This window comes from Alkanindiges illinoisensis DSM 15370 (assembly GCF_000619845.1).
GTDB classification, from domain to species: domain Bacteria; phylum Pseudomonadota; class Gammaproteobacteria; order Pseudomonadales; family Moraxellaceae; genus Alkanindiges; species Alkanindiges illinoisensis.
The window spans coordinates 302,410-326,134 of the sequence record NZ_JHUX01000003.1 but is presented as its reverse complement, the minus strand read 5'-3'; the positions used below and the strand labels follow the sequence as shown (position 1 = coordinate 326,134).

Annotated in this window: 27 protein-coding genes; 1 reads left to right on the top strand and 26 read right to left on the bottom strand. The window is 47.9% G+C overall.

Annotation, left to right across the window (positions count from 1 at the left end; all coding sequences use genetic code 11):
• Positions 1-151: 151 nt before the first annotated feature.
• Entirely contained in the window at positions 152-1,384 is a 1,233-nt protein-coding gene (locus tag Q337_RS0101775; RefSeq protein ID WP_026470120.1) for a tyrosine-type recombinase/integrase, read from the top strand.
• 579 nt (positions 1,385-1,963) lie between these two features.
• Here the strand turns inward: Q337_RS0101775 and Q337_RS0101760 are convergent.
• The 26 genes from Q337_RS0101760 to Q337_RS0101635 form a co-directional block, all read right to left on the bottom strand.
• Positions 1,964-2,548: a lysozyme gene (locus Q337_RS0101760; protein WP_026470118.1), complete on the bottom strand. Its 585-nt coding sequence runs from the start codon at positions 2,546-2,548 to the stop codon at positions 1,964-1,966.
• The gene (locus Q337_RS16410) at positions 2,545-2,823 is read right to left on the bottom strand and encodes a hypothetical protein (protein ID WP_084494672.1); all 279 of its coding nucleotides are present in this window, start codon (positions 2,821-2,823) and stop codon (positions 2,545-2,547) included. Before Q337_RS16410 ends, Q337_RS0101760 begins: the two co-directional genes overlap by 4 nt.
• Positions 2,813-3,328 (bottom strand): coiled-coil domain-containing protein, encoded by a 516-nt coding sequence (locus Q337_RS0101750; protein ID WP_026470117.1) that lies wholly within the window; start codon positions 3,326-3,328, stop codon positions 2,813-2,815. Before Q337_RS0101750 ends, Q337_RS16410 begins: the two co-directional genes overlap by 11 nt.
• Before the next feature lie 96 nt (positions 3,329-3,424).
• Positions 3,425-4,036, bottom strand: a complete 612-nt coding sequence (locus Q337_RS0101745; protein ID WP_026470116.1) for a hypothetical protein — start codon at positions 4,034-4,036, stop codon at positions 3,425-3,427.
• Positions 4,037-4,039: 3 nt separating this feature from the next.
• Positions 4,040-5,437: a hypothetical protein gene (locus Q337_RS18220; RefSeq protein WP_026470115.1), complete on the bottom strand. Its 1,398-nt coding sequence runs from the start codon at positions 5,435-5,437 to the stop codon at positions 4,040-4,042.
• Positions 5,437-5,748: a hypothetical protein gene (locus Q337_RS0101735; protein WP_026470114.1), complete on the bottom strand. Its 312-nt coding sequence runs from the start codon at positions 5,746-5,748 to the stop codon at positions 5,437-5,439. Before Q337_RS0101735 ends, Q337_RS18220 begins: the two co-directional genes overlap by 1 nt.
• A 52-nt stretch (positions 5,749-5,800) precedes the next feature.
• Positions 5,801-6,037 carry a hypothetical protein gene (locus Q337_RS0101730; RefSeq protein ID WP_051526481.1) on the bottom strand — a complete coding sequence of 79 codons (237 nt, stop codon included), beginning with the start codon at positions 6,035-6,037 and terminating at the stop codon, positions 5,801-5,803.
• Positions 6,037-8,112, bottom strand: a complete 2,076-nt coding sequence (locus Q337_RS18215) for a hypothetical protein (protein ID WP_051526480.1) — start codon at positions 8,110-8,112, stop codon at positions 6,037-6,039. Before Q337_RS18215 ends, Q337_RS0101730 begins: the two co-directional genes overlap by 1 nt.
• A 4-nt stretch (positions 8,113-8,116) precedes the next feature.
• Positions 8,117-8,521 (bottom strand): hypothetical protein, encoded by a 405-nt coding sequence (locus Q337_RS0101720; protein ID WP_156935676.1) that lies wholly within the window; start codon positions 8,519-8,521, stop codon positions 8,117-8,119.
• Complete coding sequence (locus Q337_RS0101715; protein ID WP_026470111.1) at positions 8,518-8,829, bottom strand: hypothetical protein; 312 nt, start codon at positions 8,827-8,829, stop codon at positions 8,518-8,520. The genes Q337_RS0101720 and Q337_RS0101715 overlap by 4 nt, the downstream gene beginning before the upstream one ends.
• On the bottom strand, positions 8,826-10,124 hold the full coding sequence (locus Q337_RS0101710; protein ID WP_026470110.1) for a hypothetical protein: 1,299 nt from the start codon (positions 10,122-10,124) through the stop codon (positions 8,826-8,828). The genes Q337_RS0101715 and Q337_RS0101710 overlap by 4 nt, the downstream gene beginning before the upstream one ends.
• A gap of 53 nt (positions 10,125-10,177) precedes the next feature.
• Positions 10,178-11,791, bottom strand: a complete 1,614-nt coding sequence (locus Q337_RS0101705) for a hypothetical protein (protein WP_026470109.1) — start codon at positions 11,789-11,791, stop codon at positions 10,178-10,180.
• A gap of 2 nt (positions 11,792-11,793) precedes the next feature.
• Positions 11,794-13,767, bottom strand: a complete 1,974-nt coding sequence (locus tag Q337_RS0101700; protein ID WP_026470108.1) for a hypothetical protein — start codon at positions 13,765-13,767, stop codon at positions 11,794-11,796.
• Positions 13,768-14,175: a hypothetical protein gene (locus tag Q337_RS0101695; RefSeq protein ID WP_026470107.1), complete on the bottom strand. Its 408-nt coding sequence runs from the start codon at positions 14,173-14,175 to the stop codon at positions 13,768-13,770.
• 62 nt (positions 14,176-14,237) lie between these two features.
• Positions 14,238-14,459, bottom strand: coding sequence for a hypothetical protein (locus Q337_RS0101690; protein WP_026470106.1), 222 nt, complete (start codon positions 14,457-14,459; stop codon positions 14,238-14,240).
• A gap of 68 nt (positions 14,460-14,527) precedes the next feature.
• Positions 14,528-17,722 carry a tape measure protein gene (locus Q337_RS16395; protein ID WP_051526479.1) on the bottom strand — a complete coding sequence of 1,065 codons (3,195 nt, stop codon included), beginning with the start codon at positions 17,720-17,722 and terminating at the stop codon, positions 14,528-14,530.
• Positions 17,723-18,145: 423 nt separating this feature from the next.
• Positions 18,146-18,976 (bottom strand): hypothetical protein, encoded by an 831-nt coding sequence (locus tag Q337_RS0101680; protein WP_026470105.1) that lies wholly within the window; start codon positions 18,974-18,976, stop codon positions 18,146-18,148.
• A gap of 71 nt (positions 18,977-19,047) precedes the next feature.
• Positions 19,048-19,632 (bottom strand): hypothetical protein, encoded by a 585-nt coding sequence (locus tag Q337_RS0101675; protein WP_026470104.1) that lies wholly within the window; start codon positions 19,630-19,632, stop codon positions 19,048-19,050.
• Between the two features lie 84 nt (positions 19,633-19,716).
• Complete coding sequence (locus Q337_RS0101670; RefSeq protein WP_026470103.1) at positions 19,717-20,469, bottom strand: phage tail tube protein; 753 nt, start codon at positions 20,467-20,469, stop codon at positions 19,717-19,719.
• Positions 20,466-20,648: a hypothetical protein gene (locus Q337_RS0101665; protein WP_026470102.1), complete on the bottom strand. Its 183-nt coding sequence runs from the start codon at positions 20,646-20,648 to the stop codon at positions 20,466-20,468. The genes Q337_RS0101670 and Q337_RS0101665 overlap by 4 nt, the downstream gene beginning before the upstream one ends.
• An 11-nt stretch (positions 20,649-20,659) precedes the next feature.
• Positions 20,660-21,106, bottom strand: a complete 447-nt coding sequence (locus tag Q337_RS0101660; protein WP_026470101.1) for a phage tail terminator protein — start codon at positions 21,104-21,106, stop codon at positions 20,660-20,662.
• On the bottom strand, positions 21,093-21,587 hold the full coding sequence (locus Q337_RS0101655; RefSeq protein WP_026470100.1) for a phage virion morphogenesis protein: 495 nt from the start codon (positions 21,585-21,587) through the stop codon (positions 21,093-21,095). Before Q337_RS0101655 ends, Q337_RS0101660 begins: the two co-directional genes overlap by 14 nt.
• On the bottom strand, positions 21,580-22,059 hold the full coding sequence (locus Q337_RS0101650) for a gp436 family protein (RefSeq protein WP_026470099.1): 480 nt from the start codon (positions 22,057-22,059) through the stop codon (positions 21,580-21,582). Before Q337_RS0101650 ends, Q337_RS0101655 begins: the two co-directional genes overlap by 8 nt.
• A 3-nt stretch (positions 22,060-22,062) precedes the next feature.
• Entirely contained in the window at positions 22,063-22,245 is a 183-nt protein-coding gene (locus Q337_RS0101645) for a hypothetical protein (RefSeq protein ID WP_026470098.1), read from the bottom strand.
• Between the two features lie 11 nt (positions 22,246-22,256).
• Complete coding sequence (locus Q337_RS0101640; RefSeq protein WP_026470097.1) at positions 22,257-23,336, bottom strand: major capsid protein; 1,080 nt, start codon at positions 23,334-23,336, stop codon at positions 22,257-22,259.
• A 1-nt stretch (position 23,337) separates the two neighbouring features.
• Positions 23,338-23,724, bottom strand: a complete 387-nt coding sequence (locus Q337_RS0101635) for a hypothetical protein (RefSeq protein ID WP_026470096.1) — start codon at positions 23,722-23,724, stop codon at positions 23,338-23,340.
• Position 23,725 lies beyond the last annotated feature (1 nt).

Here is a 23,725-nt window from a genome sequence, read left to right as displayed (position 1 = left end):
CCGCATAATTCCGTTTGATTCCGCTAAGTTATTATTTCAAAAATCATAATTCTATCTTTTATCCGCTTAATTCCGCATTAGTCCGCTTGATTCCTCGAAAAAAACGGGTACGATGACGGGTATCTTTTTTATTCATTAAAAATACCCGTCCATGCTGACAGATGCCAAAATTAGAAACTTAAAGCCTAAGGATAAAATGTACCGCCTGCTGGATGCGGATAGGCTTTATATTGAAGTAAAGCCTAATGGCTCAAAGCTGTGGCGCTACAAGTTTGTGCTTGATGAGAAAGAATCATCAATGAGCCTAGGGGAGTACCCTTTAATTGGTTTATCCAGGGCAAGGGAGCTACATGCAGAAATGCGTAAACTGGTGGCTGAAGGTATTAATCCAGTTAAACATCGGCGCGATGAAAAACTAAAAAAACAGAACGAGGGAAAGAATACGTTTAAGGTGATTGCTGAAGAATGGATTGCCACCAAGTTGCAACACAAATCAAAGCGATATAGGGACGGTATTATTGTCAGCCTTAATAAAGACATTTACCCGGCTATTGGGGATAAAATTGCAAGGGATGTAAGTAGTCACGATGTGCTGGTAATTATCAAGAATACTATTAAGCGGGTTACAAGTCAGAGGAATTATGGCACAGGAGAAACTACAGCTATTAACAATAGGCAGATCATTGGTGGCGTAATGCGCTATGCCATTGCCACCCTGCGCGCTGATAATGATCCGACTTATGCAGTCAGGGATATTGTTGAGAAACCGCCAATTAATCATGCCCGGCCACTTGATAAAACCGAAATCAGGGAACTAAAGAATAAACTCATTGCCTATGGTGGCACCCAAACCGTTAAGAATGCTGTTAATTTACTATTCTATACCATGCTGCGGACTATTGAGATCAGGCGCGCACGCTGGGAGCATGTAGACTTTGAGAATCAAACATTAACACTTCCCATGGCGAGCCGTGAGCAGCTAAAAGATGGTAAGCGGTTGATGAAAAAGAATAGGACGCATATCGTCCCATTATCCACGCAGGCATTAAAAATACTTGAAGCCCAGCGCAAGATTAGCGGAATGACAGAGTATATATTCCCTTCCCCCTATAATCCTGAAAAAATGCTATCACCCGCCACAATTAACCGGGTTTTTCAGAATATCGAGCTATCAGATGTAACGGCACATGACTTTAGAGCTACTGCATCAACGACACTAAATGAAATCGAATTTAATGAAGACTGGATTGAAATCCAACTAGCACACGTGAGTAGCAATCAGACCAGAGCATCTTATAATCACGCTAAGTATCTAAGCAAACGTGCCGGAATGATGCAGTGGTGGGCAGATTGGCTTGATGGATCGGTAACTGACAATGGCTGAATACTGCGCACAGTGTGCTAAAGACCATCGTATGCAAAATGGCATGGCTGGACTATGCAAGCCAGGCTATCTTGTCATGGAACTCTGCGAGGGATGCGGTGTGATACAGGTCAATCACAAGGGTGAGTGTGTGAGTGCGGATTGTGGCAAGCCGGGTCATGCAGTGGAGTTTGTTGTGAGGAAGGAAAAGAAATGGTGGAAGTTTTGGCAATAATGCAATTCAGCTAATGCTTTCCAGTGCTAATAGGCATAACTGATAGGCATTAAAAAAGGGCTTAGATTTATGTACTGGACATACATAAAAAGCCCTTTTGGTAGCGAATGGCTGGACACCATTTGCAAATTCTCGAACCGCCGTGACAGGCACATACTGGAGAACCAGAAATGTAAGCAGCTAAGAAGTACAGTATATCAGGTTTCATGTGATGGGCAATAAAAACCGCCCATAAGGACGGTCTTTATATGTTTAGAGTGCAGCAACACTTTAAACATAATCTCCAAGTGATACCTAGGCAGTCACAAGGCGGCTGGATCAAGAAATCCGAAAGCGAAGTGATTATAGCATATCTTTGCGGCCTGCTATGACAAAAACAATGCACGTTCTTTACTGCGTCGATTTACAAGTCCTTGCAGCACCCTACCGCCTGCCTTATTCCAAAGCAGAAACTGGTTAGCTGCGGCCAGCTTATCGCCAGTATTTACTTTCTTAACCAACGTACTGTTCTTAAATGCAGTCACACCTATGTTATAAGCAAGGCTTACCATGGCATCAAACTGGTTCTGATTAACAGTAGTGGTCAGTGCATCGTTAACTGCATCAACAAATTCAGCCAGATCATGCTGCAAATACTGCTCAGCTTGCTGCTGCGTGCATTTGTCGCCCCGCTTAACTTTAAGGCCATTGGGGTATTTGGTAGTGCCGTATCCAATTGTCCATACCCCGACACCATCATCATAAGCTGACAGGCGCAGTGATTCAAACTGCTTAATCAGGTTAGTGCCATACTGACTGATTTTCATTTTCTGCACGTTGTTTGCCCCCAAAAATTGCAGCACGACTGATTCATTGGCAAAGCCTAAGATACGGTTGCCGGCATCTACTTGCTCTTGTGATAACGCACCACCGCTTAATGTTCGGAGTTGGTCAAATACTGCCTTGCTCATGGCTTATCCTCATTTTCAATATGCACCGGATCACCGGGCTTGCCTGTGGCCACATCCTGATTGTTAAGCAACTCGGTTTTGTGCCGGCTGGCATCACTGTCGCCGAAGTAATAACCAACCACTGACGCTGCATAACCCGCAATAAAGCCCAGTGCAATGTTCACCAAGTCCTTGTTGTCGGCTGGAATCTGGATAAAAAAAAGCCCCGCAACCAGCAGGGCAATCAAGGCAATGACAACCAGTGCCAGCCATGCGCGTGTATGTTCACTTTTCATCACTCATGCCCCGTTTGTAGAAATCAAGTTGCAGGTCATTAATCCGCTTTAATAGATCATTTAAAATGCCCCGGCGTTCTTCCTGCGTTTTCTCAACTACTTCAATGCGCTGGGAGTTATTTGCAGCCTGTGCAGCCGTGGCGTCCATCTTGGTTGATAGATTGACCCATGCTGAAATGATCATGGCAATCAGTGCCAGCCCACCCCATTTAAACCAGTCGCTTAATGTATCGATCCGGGTTTTGCTGGTTTTCAGGTCGTCCACATCTTTATGGATTTTCTCAAGCTCAGTTTGAAATCCATTGCGGGTTTCGTGCAAATCCTGCCGGGTTTGCTGGTGGTCTTTAGTGAGTTGCTCCAACTGCATATTCATCTTCGACAACATGCCCGGTATTTCTGCAAGCTTTTTTTGCTCTTCACGGATGTCGCTAATCTTGTCGCTGATTGCGGCTAATGCCGCGGCAGACGCAGCGGGTGGCTCTGTTGAGTAGTTGCTATCTGGCATCGGTTTCCCCTTTCAGCCAATAAAAAAGCCCTGAGTGTTAGTCAGGGCTTGGTGTGAGCCGAATGTTTGGTTTATTCGGCTCATGTGGTGAGTTGATTAAAGCAGGCTGGAATGAATGGAGTACGGGCTAAGCTCGCCCTCCTCTAATTTCATTTCCTTGACTTCAATGGTATGGCCTTCAAAGTACGCAGTATCCGTAATATTATTGAAGTCGCTAGTATACCACCCTAGAAAAACCACGCCTCGATAAGCGGTATTAGTGGCTGATCCATTTGGCACTAGGCTCGCGAGCTGTACATCTGTAAATGTTGTGTTGTTTACACCCACTTTAAATGCCGTAACTGGATTTGTCTGCCCATAGATATAAACAAATAACCTTACAAATTGTAGGGATGATTTGACTTTGCACTGAAATGAATATGATTTGTTGAGGTCTACAAAATTAATTGGTGATAACCCTGTCCATTGCTTGAGTGACTGAATATTTTGAGTACCACGTTTTACATAGCGCTGGATTTGATGTTGATTATCAGCACTCAAATAGTCCGTTACCCATTCCCCATATACCGCACTAGAAGCGCTTCCACTATTTGGGAACTGCCACAGGTTTTTCCCATATATTTTATTACCCCTGATATAAACCGCATCAACGTCCTGCTGCTTATAACGCACAAACTTTCTCTCACCACTTGCCGCTAGTGCAACCATAAATCACCCCACTATCACGTATAGTTTAGTAGCCAGATTCTTGTCAGAGGTAGACAAGGCATCGTACTGTGCTTTTGTGAGCTGCACGACATCAACCTTGGCAGCGATAGCAGTGCTATTTGCTGTGACTTGTGCCTGAAGCTTGCCCAGCGCAGACAGCACGCTATCAGTCGCAACGATAGCTGTAGCGCTTGCCATTGATAAGCCTGTCAGCGCTGTTGCACGCACATCAGTTGCAAAATCACGCCATGACTTATCACCGCGCTGATACTGTGCAGTCGTGCCGGCCGTGACAGCAGGCTCTTTGCCGCTGATAGCTGTTGCATTAGCACTGATTTGACTTTGCAGTTTGCCCAGCATCTGCCCTAACGTGTCAGTAGCCAAAATCACTGTATTGCTGCCTAGCGCATAAGCTGAGTAGACCAAATTAAACAGACTTGATTTATTGACTAAATCAGAGAATGAGCCGGATAGCGCTACTGGTGCTAAATCAGCAGACTGAATCGCAGTGTTAGCTTTATCACCTTGTGCCGATGTAGCTGCGCCGATACTTGCGGGTGTGATAGCAGTAACCAGCGCTGCCGCAGTCCCTGCTTTTTCAGCATTAATATTACTTAATACCTGATTTTGCTGTGCTGTCGTCAATGACTGTGCAGCATCAAACCGTACACGGTTGCCAAGCTGATTGAGCAAATTATTAATCTGGGTTTCATCGTTGCCCAGTTGCTCGGCAATTTCGGCCAGTGTGTCCAGTGCTGCGGGGGCATTGCCAGTGATCCGGGCAATCTCGCTAATAACATAGGACTGATCTGCCTTGGTGTCCACCAGTTGGGCAAGTGCTGTTAGGGCCGCAATATCGGCCTTGGTCAGCAGGGTTTGCCCCTGTGCTGCCACTGTGGCTGATAAATTATCAACACTGGATTGCTCAGCTTTAGTACCCACCTTCAACTCGTTGATTTCGGCCAGCGCCTTGACTTCATTAAGCTGTACTGTGGTGGCTTTTGTGGCCAAGGCTTGTGATGTGGCCAGTGCGTCCGCTTTTGCAGCTACTGCATTGTCCACATAAGCTATACTGGCTTTGGGAGTAAGCGCAGTCAACACATAAGTTTGTGTGGCAAGGTTGGGTAGTTGTTGATTGATTGCATTAATTTGCTGATTAACAGTTGCAATGTCAGCCTTGTCATCAATCTGTGACTGTAGCTGGGTGCGTACTGCATCAGCAGAACCAAATGGGTCAGCAGCGACGTCAGCAGCAGTCAGGGTAATATCGCCAATCTGCCCATTTACTTTCTGCACTGCCCCGCCAACAATGATGGCACTGCCCACATACTCAAGCACACTGCCCGATTCATCTTCAATGAGCAGGATTTCGGTATCATAAATTTCGATAAAATCTGACATCAGCCTGCCTCCACCACAATGCTGCCAATAATGCTGGCTTTGGCACTTGCATATTCACGGGTGTGCTTCATGGTCAGTATACCCACTGGCCATGTGCTGGTATCGACTGGCTCAGTCACATAACGGCCTTTATTCTCAGCAATGCCTTGATCCAGGATTTGACAGCTCAAAACCACGTTTAAGTCAAAGTTGGCCGAATGCACGGTAACAGTTAACGTGCTGCCAGTGAGGTCAATCGGCGCACGAGTTTTCCCATTTAAACGGCGAAATGCAGGAGCAAAGGTATCACCCTTTATTACACGTAATGGCATAGTACCCCCAATAAAAAAGCTCCCGAATCGGAAGCCTTTTATTTGCTAAAAATTAGATTTCAATCACCACGTCAGGCAGGTCAGGTGCCTTGCCCTCAATGACTTTGCCTATGATATACACCTTGTCGCCAATAAGGCGGTCAGTGTTTGATGTGGCTTGCACACTACCACCACCCACCAGACTAACGCCATACATACTGTTACCGTAATTGGCTGTAATGGTGCCAACCAGCTTCGGCTCATCGGGCAACAAGTCCTTAAACTGTTGCCAAAAATTACCCATTGCCATTAGTAATGCCTCTCTAGTTCCACGGTTTGCCGGGTCGTGATTTTGCCATCTGTTGCAATGCTGGAGCTAATCGATACGCTGCGGCTTAAGCCATACCAGTCACTATCTCCAGTAATTTTGAGCAACATGGATGGTTCAATCACACCAATGGTTTCATGCATTGGCAAATCAAGTGATACACGGGCCTGCTTGCCGCCAGCCGCAAGGATAGTCATGCCACGCTGCCGGGCTGCTGCTTCATCCCCAATCATGGCATCAACCACCGTTGGGGCTTGGTAATCGCCTGCTGTACCAGTGAGCTTGACAAAGCCGCGCACACCAGTCGTTTCACCCTGCACATACACCGCGTTATATATGGGCTTTTCTTCCCATTTCAGACTTTCACGCAGCACAATGTCATAGGGTAAAATCAGGTCGGGATCAGTATTGGCCCATTGCCATGGTGCAACTGGATAAACTGGCTTAACCAGCAATTGCCTGTCATTCATGTGACTATTTAAAAACCCACCCCCACCCTCAACAATCTGCTTGATTGCAGCGACTGGCGTTAAATTGGTATAGCTCCATGCATTGGCAGGCATTGACCAGCCAAGACTGTCGATTAAATTCCAGTCCAGGCTAAAGCCCAAATCACTACTGACGCGCGCCAGCTCATTATCAGCTAACTGACGTGATGTGGTGGCGCTGGTTTGTACATAACTGCGGGTGCTGGCCAGTGGTGCATCCAGCATGGCGGTCACACTGCGGCCAGAAATTGAAATATCACTATTGGCAAACTCACGGTTTTGGTCATATTGTTCAACCAGCATTCGCCAGATGTTGCCATTAATATTAAGCTCAACCTCAATCAAGCCATCACTATTAGGCTTAACTTTGTCCAGTTCAGTAAAGGGCAGCTTGGCGCTAAATGACCAGCACCAGCTATTCTGGTCAATGCCGATTTGCACACTAGACAGCTCAATAGGCTGGCCGTCACTCACGCGGGTAAGGCTTGTATCATTCATAATAAAATAAACCTGTTGTACCGGTACTGTCGGTATGATCTGGTCGGGACACGGATGCGCACCAAAATTTAAAATGACGTTATGCGGGTCAACATTCTTTAACTTGCAAATAAAGTTAAGGTCAGTCGTACCTACATAGTCTGGCGGCTCTGGCTTGATGCCACCACCATCATCAATGCTACGGCCATTTTTTGGATGTTGGGACTTTTCCCAAACGATGCGGTCAAGCAGCCTGATCCATGTGGCTGCATCGTAGCCAAATCCAAATGCCAGTGATAACTGTTCGGCGGCCTGCCAGTTGTCATTAAGCCTAGGCTTATGCTGGATGTGGCTGGTGTATTTGTCGCTTGCAGTCTGTGTTAGCTCACTCGCTGATTGCCATGGCTGCTGGCTTGCTTTGCGCTCACGCTGATTAGTACTGTAGCTGTCACTTGTGGTTGCACTGATCTGGCCTGCTGCTTCCCAGCCTTGCGCCTGCTCATGGGTTTGGCGGGTTGTGTTTTGATAATCACTATTTGCAGTAACCGATAATGCCTGCGACTGTTGCCAGTGTTGAGCCTGCTGGCCACGATACAGGTCTGCATTCTGGTAGCCATCACTCGCCAATAATGTGTGCTGATTTGCGGCTTGAAATGCTATGCCTGATTCAGCAGTCAAATAGCGGGTGACATTAAAGTCATAGTCGGCAGTAATACTTAAAACCGGTGCAGCCACTTCAGCGTAAAATACAGCATCTACCGGCGGTACTGATACGGCAACAGCTTCAATGCTTAGCACTGGTGCTGGTATTTCTGCCAGTATCTGTGCTTTAGCGCTAATTGCAGCAGTGGCTTCAATGGTTAAAACCGGGCTGGCAATTTCAGCACTAAAACTGGCTGCTACATCATCAGACTGTTCAGCAATGGCGACTATTTCAAGCTGTGGCGCGGCAATTTCGGCAGTAAATGTAAGGCTTAAACCCTCACTGTCATCACCAAAATTTAAGACCACATTGTGGCTATCAACGGGCGTTAAAGGTTTATCAAAATTGAGTATTACATTATGGGCATCCGGTGGAGTGTAATTAGCCACATTGTTAAACCTCTTTGAGTTGTGCCAGGGTTACAGTGACTGAGCCACCAGCATAGACTTCACCATCAGCATTCTGAATGCGCACTACCGCAGTAGAGCCTTGCCCCCCTGCATCACAATCAGCAATCCAGACATTATCCCCGTCAACCAGCCGCGCCCATGTGACCGTACCATCAGCCAGTGCCATGGCAGCGGCTGGGTTATTAATGCTTAGTATCTTGTTGGCCACAGTGCCTGCACTGGGCTTGGGAAAAACCAGTTCACACAGCATAGTCTGGCTGGTGCTAGCTCCTGCTGCTGGCTGGGTGCCGCCATAAAGCAGCAGCTTGCCACCAGTGGCCTTGGCATCCAGCGCACGGGTCAGGGCTTTTAAACGGTCTGCAATTACCGTATCACTAAATGTCATCATTTTGGCACCACATTATCTTGAATGACTGCGTTGTCTTGTTCGTTCTGGTCAAATGCAATCACAAAGCACAGTACGTCGGCATTTAATCCATCTATGCTGTAATGGCCTGCTGCATCTGGCTTGCGAACCGCAATCGGCTGGAAATCACTTTTACGGGCAATCAATACCTGTGCATTGCTATAATCAACACCTTGCTTGTCTACGCTACCAGCAATGCTGCGCACTGTATTGTCGAAGCCAAAATTCGTGTTGTAATTGCCGACTAGAAAATTGGAACTATGCTGTGCATTTCGTAAACAAGGCTTCATTCCAGTTCTCCTAAATAAAAATACACGCCACCAGTATCGGTATTGGCATTTACATACAATGAGTCCAGGACATACATGCTCTGGTCGGCCAAAATTGGGGTCGTGGTGCTATAGGCATTAAGCGATTTCCCGGCATATTGCACATGCGGCAATGTCCCCATTAGCCAGCCATTGTCATCATAAAATGGCACTTCCAGCGCAGGAATATTGGATGCGCCAAATGCCCCGGAATATCCAGTTTTGTAATCTGGAACGATAGGGTTAGCATAAGTGTGATTCGACAGTCTTGCAGCCGGGTCATATTTTAGTGTGATGAATTTTGCGGCTATGGCGTTATAGCCGAGTGGGCTGAACGCCATAGCATTGTAATTAACAGTAGATGCGCCTGCCGGGTTATAATTAACCGTAGCCATTAAAAACCAGTTGGGGACAACATCACTTTGCAGTGCTGACCTATGCAGGCCGCAACTGTTTAATTTCTTGATATTTTGATTCGATTGGTTGGTCGCATTTAGTAGGTAAAAGGCGTCTTGATTGCCAACGAGGGTAAAGCCGCGATTGCCTGCACCGGGCGTATCAGTTTCTTTGGCATTGTAATAGTTTGATGCGTAATACCATTTACACCAGCCCCTTGTCACATCAGTCCCAGTACCGGTGATTTTCCAGTTTTTAGTAAAATCGGTGGTATCAAGTGGCAATTGCAACTTGCTTGTATCTGCATAATCATCAATATGGGTCATATTTTCAATTAAGCCCACCATCGCCGCCTTGGCGTAAGTTGAGCTATAGTTACCGCCACCCTCACCACTTAATGTTTCATCAATCCGGATAAATGGATGCTGGGCGCTAGGATTTTTAGCACGGTAGACCCGCTTGTACTGCGCTGTGAATACCTTGTCGTAGCCCAGTGATGCGAGTTTTGCAGCACCAAGAGTACTTAAATTGATTGTTGCAGGATCTGTCACGCTCCGTACAACATTGCCTTTTAAGATCAGTTGCGTCGTAGACGGTGTGCCTTTAATTCGGTATTTGCCATTAATTGTTCTGGTTGTGCCATCAACAATAGCATCCGCAAAACCGGACAACTCAATGACCTGGAACAACAAACAATTATGCGCTGCATAAAGTGATAAATGAATGTCGCCCTGCGCATCAATGCTGGCTGCAGTTACGCTAGTGAGTTGCACACCGTCGACAAGACAAGCATCCAGCAAATTGCACATATCGCCCCAGTTATTGCTAAGCGTTAAGCCATTTAAGTGGCTGAAAAACTGCACATCGGTATCTGTTGCCATAAAACCCCCAGACAAAATAAAAGCCGCATAATGCGGCTATTGGTTTAATTGGTTTAGCGGTCTACACCGCATCGAATCTGGATCTGGAAACTATCATCATCAAGCGTCCCTTCGCCCTGCAAAATAGTACGTGCCACATCTACTGGATAACTGGCTGCTGCGGTTTCAAGGCGCAACACAGCACCAACTGGCCAGCCACTACCCCAACCCTCTTTTTTAATCGTAAAGTAGGGTGCCAGCGTTACTGGGTTTTGAGGACTGTAATCATAGTTAATGTCACCTGTGCCAATCTGACCGCTATACTCACCAACAACACGGTAAGCTGTGGTGCTGGTAAAGATTAGCGCCCAGCGTTCTTCAATCACACCGCGGTTGATAGTAATAATCGGATATAGTGCATCGTTGTACTGGGCATTGATGGGGTTGCCGATGCGTGTGTCTGACCATTCATTTGTCCATGAGGCCTGAGAAAACACATTAAAGGCACGACCTTGAATATCGCCCATCATCAATGCACTACTGGCCATAGAACCCGCTGGAAAGTTATGGGTGAGTGGCTTGTTGAGCCGGATAGTCCCGTTAATCTGTACATCCAGCGCCATTGCTGCATCTTCAATGCGGTGCTCGGCAATTAAGGGCAGTGCAAGCCCAGCAGCACTGTAATTGCTGTTCAGCGTCACCTCGCCAAGATCAAGGTCAACGTCATACATATTGGGATCAACCACCTTGCCTGTGCTGTCATACAGCTTGATATAAGCCAGACGGCCACGTCCCATGCTTAAACTGCCATTGATTGCGGGATTGCTCCAGTTTTCACTGGCGGTATGATGAACCACTATCACGTCAGCCAAACGGAAAATCGGCACACGCCCGTCGGATGGCAAGCGCACTGGATCAAGCCCTAAAAGATCAGCAGACAGTGGCAAATAGCTATAGGCTACTGCACTGTATTTAATGGTTTCTGGCAGTACCCAGTTCGGCACATTGATGTAGGTGTCACTGCCTTCAGTATATTCCATGCTGGCGTCGTACCAGTCCTTGGCCTCAATGTTAGGCCGGTTGGCACTGGTAATCTTGGTCTTGGTGGCAAAGTACAGCTCGACAATACCCTGCTCCCAGTTCACAGTGCCTGTCACTTTGGGGTGGCTAATCACGCCAGCGCTATTGGCGGACACATTAATGCTGGTGCCATCTTGCAGCGCGGCGGTGATAGTCAGTGACTGCACACGCAATGGCGTTAATGCGGTACGAAACGCCACCACGCTCACAGGCGTGCCGCCAAACTGTGTAACCAGCGATTGCAGCACCGGATTGTTGGATTGCCCGGCATTCCAGTCCGTGATTTCCACATTGCCAGTGCCATAGAATATCTGGCCAGCGGCAGTGCCTGATCCGGTTTTTGGGTCAATGTCACGATACAGGGTGCCATTACGGTCAGTGTAGCTGCTGTTGCCCAGGTTAAAGCGCACCGAGCCTGCGGCTATTTGCTGCACAAAGCCGTCATTGAGCGCCAGTTTTAGCGTATCAGCAGTAAAGCCTGAACTGAGCGCATCGTAGGCATCAGCAGCGTTGCGGTACTCAACAGCAATATCAACCGGGCTGTTATTGTATAGCCCGGTTTCAATAACCTGAGTTGTGGTGCTGCTAGGTGTGGTGTAAAAGCCCATAATTACGCTGCCCCTTTTACGATATACATGGCTGATGAATACTGCTTTTGTGTGACCTTGTAAGACCCCACAGGGGTAATGGTGACTTCACGGGTGCTGTAGTTGATTGTGCCACGATTGACGCCCTGATCATCAACCATGGTGCCGATGCTGGCATTGGTTGGCTTATCACGCAGCACCACGTTACCACTTGCATCACCACTGGCATTGATGAGTGGCACATTGAGCTTGACACTGTTGGGTTGCAGGTTGCCACTGCCTGGAATAGTAAAGCTGGTTGTGCCGTTCGTGACCGGACTGTTGGTAATCGTGGCAGTCAGTGCATTGCCGGTTTGCCCGGTCACATTAAAGATGGTGCCGGGTGCTGGCAGGACACTGGGAATCAGGCGCACACCACGTCCGGTATAGCTTACTACCCCGGTGGCATCGCCGATCAGGTTGCCATTGCCATCATCGGTTGCGGTTTTATTCTCTCCACCCTGTACCCAGCTCACGAGCAAGGTTCCGGTTTTAATAAACTTGCCGTCGAGCGGGATGTCTACATACGCCTTACCAATTGGCATATCAGCGCGGGCAAACAAAGACAGCTTATTGCCCCAGGTGTATAAAATCGCTGTGCCAACATCGGGCAATGCGCCTGTAGTCAATAACACCGTACCAGTCTCATACGACAGCGTACCGCTACCCATGCTACTGTCAGCGCCTTTTAACTGGCCTGCACCATTGTCACGCAAGCTATAAACCTTGCCCTGACTGGTATAGGACACAATGAGCGTGCCGGGTGCTGGAATGGGAACCAGTGTATTTGTCCAGTTGTAGCCCCGGTTATCAGCAGTCACTGTGCGTAAAAAGGTGCTTTGCGGTTTAGATGCAGCAACAGCAGGCTGGTAATTGATGGTAAAGGTGGCATTGCCTGTGCCTGCATTGCTGTTCCAGCGAATCAGGCCTGATGCATAGTCAATCGTGCCAACTGCGACGCCACTGCTGTTTTTAAGCTCGCCACCGCTATCGGTAATCGCCACACCAAACAGGCTAAATGACACCGTTTTTGGCATCACGCTGGAACCTAAAAACAGGTTTTGTGCCGCACTGATGGTAGTAGTGATGCTTTGGCTAATGGCACTGGCGTTGGCTTCAACAAAAGTGGTGGATTGGCCAGCCGCATCAAGATCAATCAGTGGCGTTTCGGCCTGTGCGCTAGGCACAATCTGGCTAAAAATGCTTTCAACCTGAATCTGTGCGCTGTTTAGGCTTACCGGATTGGCAAGCGGTGAAATCCCATAGTATTTGGCACTGTCAGCAACGCGGGTATCACGCAAAATACCAATTGGCGTATCATTGCTTAAAAATGAGTTAACGGACTGGCCAATAAAGTCATAACGCAGTGGGTCAGAGATACCCAGCGTGACCACTTGCCGCATCCGGGGTGTGGCGCCCCACATAAAGTTGCGCTTAACGACGCTAACTTCAGTTACCCGCACATACTGATAGACCTCGGTGGGCAAGCCCTCGTTATTTACCAACACCAGCGTCTGTCCGATTGCCGGGATGGCGGTGCTGGTTTCATCAATACTGATCTGGATAGCACGCTGCCCGGCAATCTGGGTTTCCAGCAAATGTCCTTCCCAGCGCACACCCTTGGCCAGATAGTTTTCAATGTAGTTTTGCAGGGATGGCCTGCGGTCAAACCAGTCTTTGGTGGTAAACAGGTTGACCGATACACGCGGATCAGCAGGCATCTTGCTAATAATGGCGTGCACCTGAAAGGCACTATCTGTGTTGTTGGTGTCCACATGCACAAACACTTTGGCAAGATCTACCTTGCCGTAAACACGGTCAATCTCGTCAATGTCGCGGAACATATTATTGGACTGGCCATCAATCACCACATTGTTGGTCATGGCACCGCCACCGTCACTGGTTTGCAGCATAACCTGTGATTTCTTGATCTTGATGTCACCGGAAAGGATTGTCATTTATACAACCTCAATAAAATATAGGTTTACGTTGTACCAGTCGTCTGGTGAATTCAGTCCAACAAAGCCCTTGGATGGCTTGGCGGTCATGGGTTTGTCCGTGTCAAACATCACGGTATGCGTGCGATTGCCGCCACGCTCAAAGGTGAGTTCAAAGCGCTGGCCCTTGATTGCTGCCCAGTCTTTAAGGGTTAAAGCCGTGGCGCGTTTCAGCTTGCCCATCGTTTCGTCCGGCTGCTCCAGGCTGATTGGACGGCCTGCCTGCATCACGCCTTGCTCGACAATCAGTGCGCCCGTCATGCTGTAGCTGGCATTGGTCTTAACCGGTGACCAGTCGAACTCATCTGTCCATAGCAACTCATCAGACAGCGTTAAAACTGCCTGTGTGCTCAGGTTTTTTAGCTTCATAAAATTCTCGGGCAAAAGAAAACCCGCTACATGAGCGGGTTAGGTGTTTTGGCGACTGGCTATTAGGATTTAGATGCAGCTAATACTTTTTCAATAAAAGCATCAAGCTCTGCTTCAGTTTCAAACTTGGCATCGGCATACGGCACTGGCCCTTCTGCCTCATCATGAATCAAGGGCTGGGAGTGCCATATACGTGCCGCAGGTTGGTTGCCCTCTACTACTAGCCTTTGGATCAGAATTACATGATCAAGATTTATATAAAATTCACCTTTCTTGACAAACATTTGCTGCACTCGCTCAGGTTAATTGTGAATTAAATATGTAGGGCGCTTTTTAGTCAGTTCAAGGCTAATTAACTAACTTTCTTGGCCTGTTTCAGCATATCGAGAAAGTTTTGTTCCTGACTGGCTGGAACCCTTGCAGGAACAGTTTTCCCATCAAGTTGCAGGTTTACATTGACTGTTTTTTCAGGCTGGTTACTTGACGTGGTGGAGCTAATCACACTGTTCATCCGGTCAAACAGGCTGTTGATGTAATTGTAATTGGTGAGATCACCAGACTGGCTCATGCCCAACTGACCATTGGCAATACTTACGCCACCCCGCGCCCAGCTCTGGTCACTGAATATGCGTTTGGCTTCCCGTGAAGCACGATCTGCGTCATAGCCCTTCTCGCTGATCAGTTTCTGCTTGATCTGCTCCTCGGAATAAGACAACAAACCCGCATCATTGAGTGACTTGTTTAAGTTGCCATTGCCGTTCAGGAAGTCTGAACCGGTCATGCTGCCTTGTTTGCGGGTAATTTCATCCAGCTTGGCTGCTGCTTTGGATATTGACGTGACCGTGTTATCCCATGCCTCGGCAGTGGTCTGTGCTGCACGTACGCCTGCATTGCCTGCACCTGTGGCAGCATCACTTACCCGGTTATAGCTCTGGCTCACCCGGTTATTGTGATACTCAACACCATCCGCTGCTGCACGCGCTTTGGCAACCGTTTCCTCAGCCTGCTTTAGCTGCTGATCCGTAAGTTGCCCACTGATCTTGGCTGCCAGTAAATCCTGCTCAAGCTGCTGAGCGCGAATTTCAAGGTTTTTACGACTTTCAACCCCCAGCCGTTTTAATGCCTGCTCTAATGCGCTCGCATTGGGATCAGCCTTGTTTAGCTCCTCATTGGCCTGACGCAGCCCTTCAGCCACCTGTAGCGCTGACAGCTTGCCATCATTGCCAAACTGGATATACAGCTTGCGGACTTCCTCAATTTCAGCTTGGTTTTTGGCATCTTTGAGCAGTTCTTGCAGTGATGCAGCCAAGGCACCTGAAGCATCAATACCATCGGCTTTTAGCTGAGAAAATCCCTCTGCGACATTTAAAACACTGGTTTTGGCCTTATTGAATTCCTCAGTGGTTTTGCTGGAAAATTTACCAACATCAACACCCAAGGCCTCCAGTGCACCGCGCGCCGTATCAATATCTTCAGGTACTTTTTTTGCCGCCTTGCCCACATCACCGAGCGCCACCGCAACCTGATCAACAGAAAGTTTACCTTCAGCGCCTAATTGGTTGATGAGGTTTCGTAACGCATCCAGATCCGCCTGATTCTTAGCTTTCTTGATTAACTCATCAATGCCAGCAACCAGCAAAGCTGATGCATCAGTCCCTTTTTTCTTAAGGTCATCAAAACCAGCAGCTATGGTTTGAACCTGTGTAACACCTTCTTTCATGCCACGGGTGACATTATTCAAGGCAACATCAAGATCAACCCCCAAAGCCTTGGCAGCGCGTTCAGCAGCGGCACTAGCTGTTAAGCCGAAGCCCTCTGCTGACTTAGCACTATCATCCAGCGCCGTAACCGTGACTTCACCAGCTTTTTTCTGTGCGTCAGTCTGTGTAGATAAATAACCCATTTGCAGCAAATGCTGATGGGTAGCTGCGTCTAAAACATTGCCGTTAGCCTTCACTGCCTCATTAGCATAAGTCTGTGCGGCTTTTAGGCGCTCTGCCTGCCGGTCAATATTGGCCTTAGTAAATGCATCGTCTGATTTATCCAGTTCAGAAATCTGGGCAACTAATGTATTGATCGCAACCTGATTGGCGCTCTTACGAGCCTCTGCCAGTTGCACTTCCAACTGCTTGCGCTTTTCATTATTGACAGCTTGATCAGCAAGCGCTTTTTGCTCATCAATCTGCAATTGCTGCAATGTTTTTTCATTGTCAGCGATACGCTCCTGATTAATTTGCGCCTGTGTTTTTTGAGCCTGATAGCCTGCCGCTAGCGTGGCAGACTGAAATCCCATTAACTTTTCTTGGGCTTTGGCATAGTGCTGTTCAGCCTTTTCTGCCATTTCGGCAGCATCAGCAATAAACTGTTGCTTAGCATCGCCCCAGCTAAATTTAGAGCGTACAGTCAGCCACACCCCAGCCATGTCGTAAAACAGACCGGTCAAAGCTTGGATTGCAATGCCAATCGCAGCAAAGCCATCACGTAGCAGGCCAATTACAATATTGATAGCATCAAGCGCTTTCTTGAATCCACTAACGCCCTCAGCGGCCTGCTCGCTGGTGGTCATAAAACTAAAAACACCTTGAAGCAACTCGTCCAGCACATCAAGAGTAATTTCAAACCCCTCAACGGCCATTTGAGCCAGTTCTTTCATGGCTTCATAAGCTGAATTTAAGGCGGTCTTTAAGGCATCAATTGTGCCGGGGTCAATATCCTGCAGTTTACCAACAAAGAATCCAACGCCTTCCGATGCATCATCAACAAAGCGCTTTAGCTCGCCCAAATTATCAGCAATATAAACCAGAATTTTTGCAACGCTGGAACTGGCCCCGCTGGCTTGGTCCATTTCACCGATCAGCATTGTCCACGCTGTACTGATGCGTTGCAGGGCATTACTGATAGTGATAGGGAACTTGCTGTATTGCTCTTGAATAGCTCCAGATTGTTGCTGTAGCGCCTTAATTACGCGCTCTGCCGACAACTCGCCATTCTCAGCCATCTTGCGCAATTCGCCAGTGGTTACACCAAGGCTCTTAGCTAATGCATCTGCAATAGCAGGTGCCTGCTCCATGACACTGGCTAAATTTTCGCCATTTAGGATTCCAAGTTGAAGGCCCTGAACAAGCTGGGTAATTGCTGCATCAGTTGCTTGTGCTGATCCACCGCCGACCTTTATGGCTTCGTTGATAGTTTTAGTAACACTCAGCACTTGCTGTTGGCTTAGACCCATGTCCTTGCCAATTTTATTTAACTGCGAGAAAAGACTGGCGGTAGAATCTAAATTGGAATTGGTTTGAATGGCTACCCGATAAACACCCGCCATGGCTTCCTGAAAGTTGCCAGTTTCACCGACTGCAACTTTAATCCGGGCTTGCAACGTGGTGAACTGGTCAGCAGTATCAGCCAAGCCTTTTAGTGAGACACCAACGCCCAGCGCAGCCATTGCAGACACAAGAGCATTAACAGCAAACTTTGCCCCATCCACGCCTTTATTAAAGCCTGTGGTATTCGCGCGAAGATTTAATAAAAAATCCAGATTTCCAGCCATTTATTAATCTCACTAAAATTTAGGCAACAAAAAAGGCCACCGAAGTGACCTTTAAATTATGGGTTAATTTAGCTGCTGGTATTTGATTGCTCTATCATTGTGCCGCAATGCTTACACTTTCGAGCATCATAGCGAATATATTCGCGGCAATCAGGGCATTGAATCTGTTGAACATCTGACGAACTACCAACCTTCGTAGTTATTTGCTGATTTTTTGGCTTTGGCACATATAATCTAGTGTTATGACTGCCACATGCGCTACATACACCACCGCCGCCTCGCCGCCAGACCATATATATGATGCCAGGTATAATATAAAAAAGTAGCAGTATCAGCGTAATAAAAGTACTGCCTCTTAGCTTTGTTGCCCCAACATGCCCACAATTTAAGCATTCAACTGTTTGATTAGCCATTTCTTATTCCTTAAAAACTAAACCGCAAGCCAATTTTATACACTGGAGTTTGTGCATCGCCAAGGCTAATTGAGTTTCCGTATCTAGCCCTTAAGCTGGTTAGGCTACTTCTTTTTGACTCATAAACGCCGCCATTGCTGGAGCAAAAGCCGCTAAGGTCAGTACGGTTATCGGGGTTATTACTCCATGTCCCATTATTACACAAGACTTTATTTCCAGGATTGGAAACGACACCACCAAAATTAGCACAAAGACTAGGGTCTGAACCATCAACCCATTTACCCCTGCCATTATCGCCACCAGTATTACAAAGTACCTTACCGGAATTATTAGCAGTGCTGCTGCCTGTAGACACTTTGCCATTGCCGTAATAACCATCACGGCCCGTTGTATCAAATAGCCATTTGTAACCAACACTGGCATACAAATCTAGTTTCGGGGTGAGTGAATAGCCACCCTCTACGGCCAGCGGTACTGATATAAAGTTCAGGTTGCTGGACGTGATGCCAGATTCAATCCGGGTATATCCAATGCCGGCTAAACCGTTTAGATAAAAATTACCCTGATTGAACAGGTTGTAATTAATACCTAAGGTTCCTTCGTAGTAGTTGGAATCGGTCTTACTGCTGTTTGAATATTCAAACTTGCCCCAGTAACCGTATTGCTGTCGTGGCGATGTGCTAAACCCAATCGTCCCACCATCAAAATCAGCTTTTATGTCATCATCAAATTTTATGGTCTGGTGAGAATATTCAACCGTTCCAAATAAATTCTGATCCGCCGCGTGTACTGCCCCAGTTAAAAACATGCCCGCAAACAACGTGGAAAATAATCCTTTCATTAGTTTTACCGTTTTGTATATTTCTCCACAATTTAATCAAAATTGAATGGCAATACAATTGGGGAGTAAAACTAATCTTTATCCAAGTCTCGGCAAAATTTATCCATTTGCTGCTTATTTGCATGGTGGGCTGTGCGGATCATCCCCGCCTGCACCCGTAAATTATGACGGCATGACTTGTTGGCCGCTTCCATGTAACCCAAGTAGGCACCATAGGTATATTGCATGATCTCGCTATGCCGATGACCCTGGCTAATCAGGAACTGAAAACCGTCAAACCATGTATTTTTCTTGTTGTCTGACTTGCGTGTTGGCTTGACTGCTTCGTCAAAAAATGCGGTATTGAGTGCATACATGGCGTAAACCAGTTGGGCCAGATTCACTGGATCGGCTTCGGCTAGTTCACCTACCTGTTTTACGTCAAGGTTGGTAAGCAACACCAACAGTTGTATGGTTTCATGCTTATGATCGGTAAATGCCTTAATGATTGCCTGATGGTCTTTATCTTTTGGCAATACATCGAGTGCAGTTTTGATAGTGTGTGCTGAGCCAACAAACTGGTCAAACTCTGCCATGACCGCCTGTCGGATTTCGACCAGTTGCTCACCCAGTGGCAAGGTAATCGTGCGATTGCTACCCAGTGCAAATTCGTTCATGGGAATGTCCTAAGAAGCAGGCACAAAATGAGAAGTAATGCTTCGCAAGGCTGATGCGCCCTGCTTGTGCCTGCTTTGTGTGGGTTAGGCTGGTGCAGCGATCTTAACGATACGGCCAAACAGCCCTAATGCCGAATCATTGGATTTGCTGGCATCAGACAAGGCACGGCCATTAATCTCATACGATCCAAACTCCTCATGGATTAAAGGAAAGGTTGTGCCGGGATCTTTCTTGGTGCGCCACAATTTAACCTCTACCTTGTCATTGTTGACAGTATTAATTCCACGGAAAGTTAGCTCATACTCCTGACTTTCCTTGTCATTGATGGTCACTACCTCGGCAGTGCCAGCCGTAAAGTCAGCTTTTAGCGGCATGGTGTAGCCTGCCACATCATTAAATGTGATAGTGCCAAAGGCAGCATCAATCGTGTACTTGGACGGGTCAACCGTAGCAGCAGTACCGGATGCTGAGTCCTTAATTGTGACAGCACTAACATTGTAGCCACCCAATGCCACCTCAGTACCAGCAACCACTGTACCTAGGCCTTTCCCAGTCACAGCACCCCCAGCAATGGTCGATGTATTGCCATTCAGGATATAGGCCAGATTTTCCTTGCTCACCTCTTCAAGCGTGCCTTTAAAGGTGGCTGACTTGGTGCGGCTCATACTGAAATCAACAGTACGCTGGCCAGTGGTGGATTCTGTATGCTCCAGAATGTCGGCGTCTGTGGCAATTTCAAAGTCTGGAACATTGCCCAGATAACGCGGTGTGCCTGCTACACCAGCAACAATAGGTGCCAGATAGAACCGGCCTTGCAATGAAATTAATTGGCTCACTTTTTCACCCCTTCAGCTTTGACCGCTGGCTTACTTTCAGTATTGGTTTCTGCTGGCTGGTGCTCTTTAATCAGACCATCGGCCAGCAATTGATTAATCTGTGCTTCGGGCAAATCTTCGATAAAATCACCCGGGGCTGCGCGGCCTACAGGCTGCACTGCCTTGTATTGTTTGGTCATGGTATTGGCTCCTAGACGACCAGCATTTGAGATTCAAAAAGGAATGGGAAATAGCCATAGCTGGACGCATGACCGACACTGACGCCAGCATCAATGCGCTGTAATGGCTTATATGGAGATGTATTGGGATTAAACCCCTGCAAGCCTTTGAGCAACCTGACAATCAACGGTGCTGCAATAGCACGCAATGACGCGGTTTGCTCAAGCTGTGCGCCCGGATCATTAATGGACAGGACAACCAGCCACTGCTGATATACCGCATTGGCGCGGCCATTCCCGGCACTGTCACCCACCCGGTCACCCGCATAAATCACGCTCACAGCCATGTCATCATTGGCCAGTTGCAGCATTTCATCCACGCTAAATGGTGTATAAACTGCATCCGCCAACTCGGGCAGGCACTCTTTAATGCGCGCCACAATCACTGGCTCAAGCGCAAAGTAATCAAGGTCTGACATCGAGTAGCTCACTCTCAATCGCTAAAATAATCGCCTGCTCATCATCCTTAGATAATCCCAGGAACGGACGTGCAGGAATCTTGACGCTCTGGACTTTTGCCCAGCCGCCCATTGGGGTTTTAAAGGTTAGGTATTTGCCAGACTTGGCACGAATCACAGCACCAAACTGCATGACAGGTGCATATTTCACATTGGTGCCAACGCTGATTTTCTTGCCCTGAACATTCAGGGTAATCGAATCACGCAAGCGTCCAGTGCTTTGTAGTGTCTTGCCACCTTGAAGCAAAGCGCGCCATGACTTCTGCCACGGTGCGCCCTCTGGTGTACGCTCCCGGTCAAAGCGCTCCATTGTGCCGTCATACAGAATCTGGCCAATCTCACGCCATATCGGTGACGTATCACCAGCAACAGCACGCAAGCGATCAATAAACTCAACGACCCGACGCTCGCCTGTGGTAGTTACCGTGATCTTGTCAGCCATCAAAACCCCCAAAGCCACCCGGCGGGATCATGGGCATCAGGTCGGTGACCTCTTTGCCAAATACGCCACCGTAATGGCTCACACCCACAGCCACGCGAGAACGGTTTTTAGTCGCCTCGCTGGTGTCGGTGCCAGCATCAGGATTAGCAGGCAATTGCAGGATCACCTTGCCGCTTGATACCCGGTTGAGCCAACTCATGGCATCTTCGTAACGCTGCCGCACCTCATCCGGCGCCTTGTTCACATACAGCTTGTACCGGGCAATATCCAGTACATAGCCTTTTAGTGATTCAGGCGTACCAGACAGCGGCAGGCCATAACGGGCAGCAATGTAGCTGTCTGCCAGTTCGGTTGCATCTGATAAAGCCTTGTCAGATACCGCCGGATCAACTACTTTGGAAACAGTCTTTTCCAGCGATTCAATAGCTTGCACGCCGAAACGCGCAATCAGGTCGTCACGCGCTGCGTACATGGCTTATTCCCCGGCTGGCTTGTCGGCAGGCTTGGACTTTGCTGCGACTTTGGCTGGCTTGTCGTCCGTACCATCGTCAATCGCATGTCCAGCTTCAATCAGCTCTTTAATGCGAGCATCATCAATGCCGGATAGCGCATCACCGGGTGCAAACTGGCCAATACTCACTTTTGCGATAACTGCCATGATTGCTCTCCTTAAGACACAAAGCCAGTGCCACCAACGACACCGTTTTTGTTGTTGGGAACGGCCAGCGGACTGGATTCAGCGACCATCTGGATAGAGCTTGGATCATTCTCCATCCACTGATGCAGGAATACTTCCAGCGCCTGCCCAAAAGCTTTTAGGTTCTGGATCGCACAATGGGCCATGTAGCCATTGGCATCAGAAATCAGGCCAAAGTACGTGGTTGGAATGAAGCGACCAGTTACGCCCGCAAACTTATAAACACCGTCATAAGTCCAGAATTGCAGATTGCCAATAGAGCCGCGATATTGTGGCGCTGTTGGATCATTGAACTGTGGTGTAAATGGCACAGCCACCCCGGCATAAGGCGACACAAAGCGCTCTTTAAACTTAGGATTGGTCATCAAGGTGTTGAATACCTTGGAAGATGACAGTGCCAATGTAGGAGAAACACCAGATTCATCCACCGCAATAGCAATCATGGTGTCAATATCTGCTGTTGGGTCTGCGTTGGCCTGATCCCATTTAATCGCAGGCGTGAACGTACATGCAGCGCTACGCTCATAATCCACGGTATAGGTTGGGAAATCATCTGACTCAAAGGTCATTTTTGCGTAAAGCAGGCAATCGCGCGCCATTAGCAACTTACGGTTCTTGATGGAATCAACCAGCGTTTTTGACTTTTGAATCTGGTCAATTAACAGAAGCTCGCCATCAGTTAAGCGGTTGGAGCCAGTGGATAGAATCCCGGCCTGGCGCAGGCGCGTAATTAGCGCCGCATCATGCACATCAGTCGGCGTGATAGTTACCTTGGGCTTTAGATAGGCAGGTTTTACAAAACCAACTTTACCACTGCTGACGGTTTTAATTTGGCGTGCTGCTACACCTGGATTAACGAATGGCGCTAACGGGGTCACAGTGTCAATTTCGCCCACTGGTACTTCAGTGCGCCCATTGAATGACAGTGGTGTGCCAAAGAAGCGATCAATCAGCCACATATCAACAGGCTTCTGCTTATCATTCAGCACAACCAGTTGGCCAACATCCAGCAGCTCAACGGGTGCTCCATTAATATCAAAAGTTACGCTCATATCAGCCCCCTACGACTTTTCGTAATTCAATTTTGTTGGTTTCGGCCTGAGCGCGAACCGCGTCATACTGGCCAGTGGTTAATGCAGTGCCATTGACAGTGACAACAGCCACATCAAACGCGCCTTGCACATAAATCGGCATTTCTAGGCCGGCATTCACATGTGCGGTAGACTGGGCAGCAGTCATATCGACAGCACAAATGGCGTGCCATGCACCCACGACACCACTATTAATGGCTGGATGGGTGGCAACATTGGCGGCGCTAATCGCAATCAGGTCGCCGCGCTTGTAAGCCGTATTGGTGGTTGGTTTGACGTTTTCAGTGCGAACACCATCACCAACAACGAGTTGCTGGCTGGAAATAGTTGCAGTTACGGTCTGAACCATG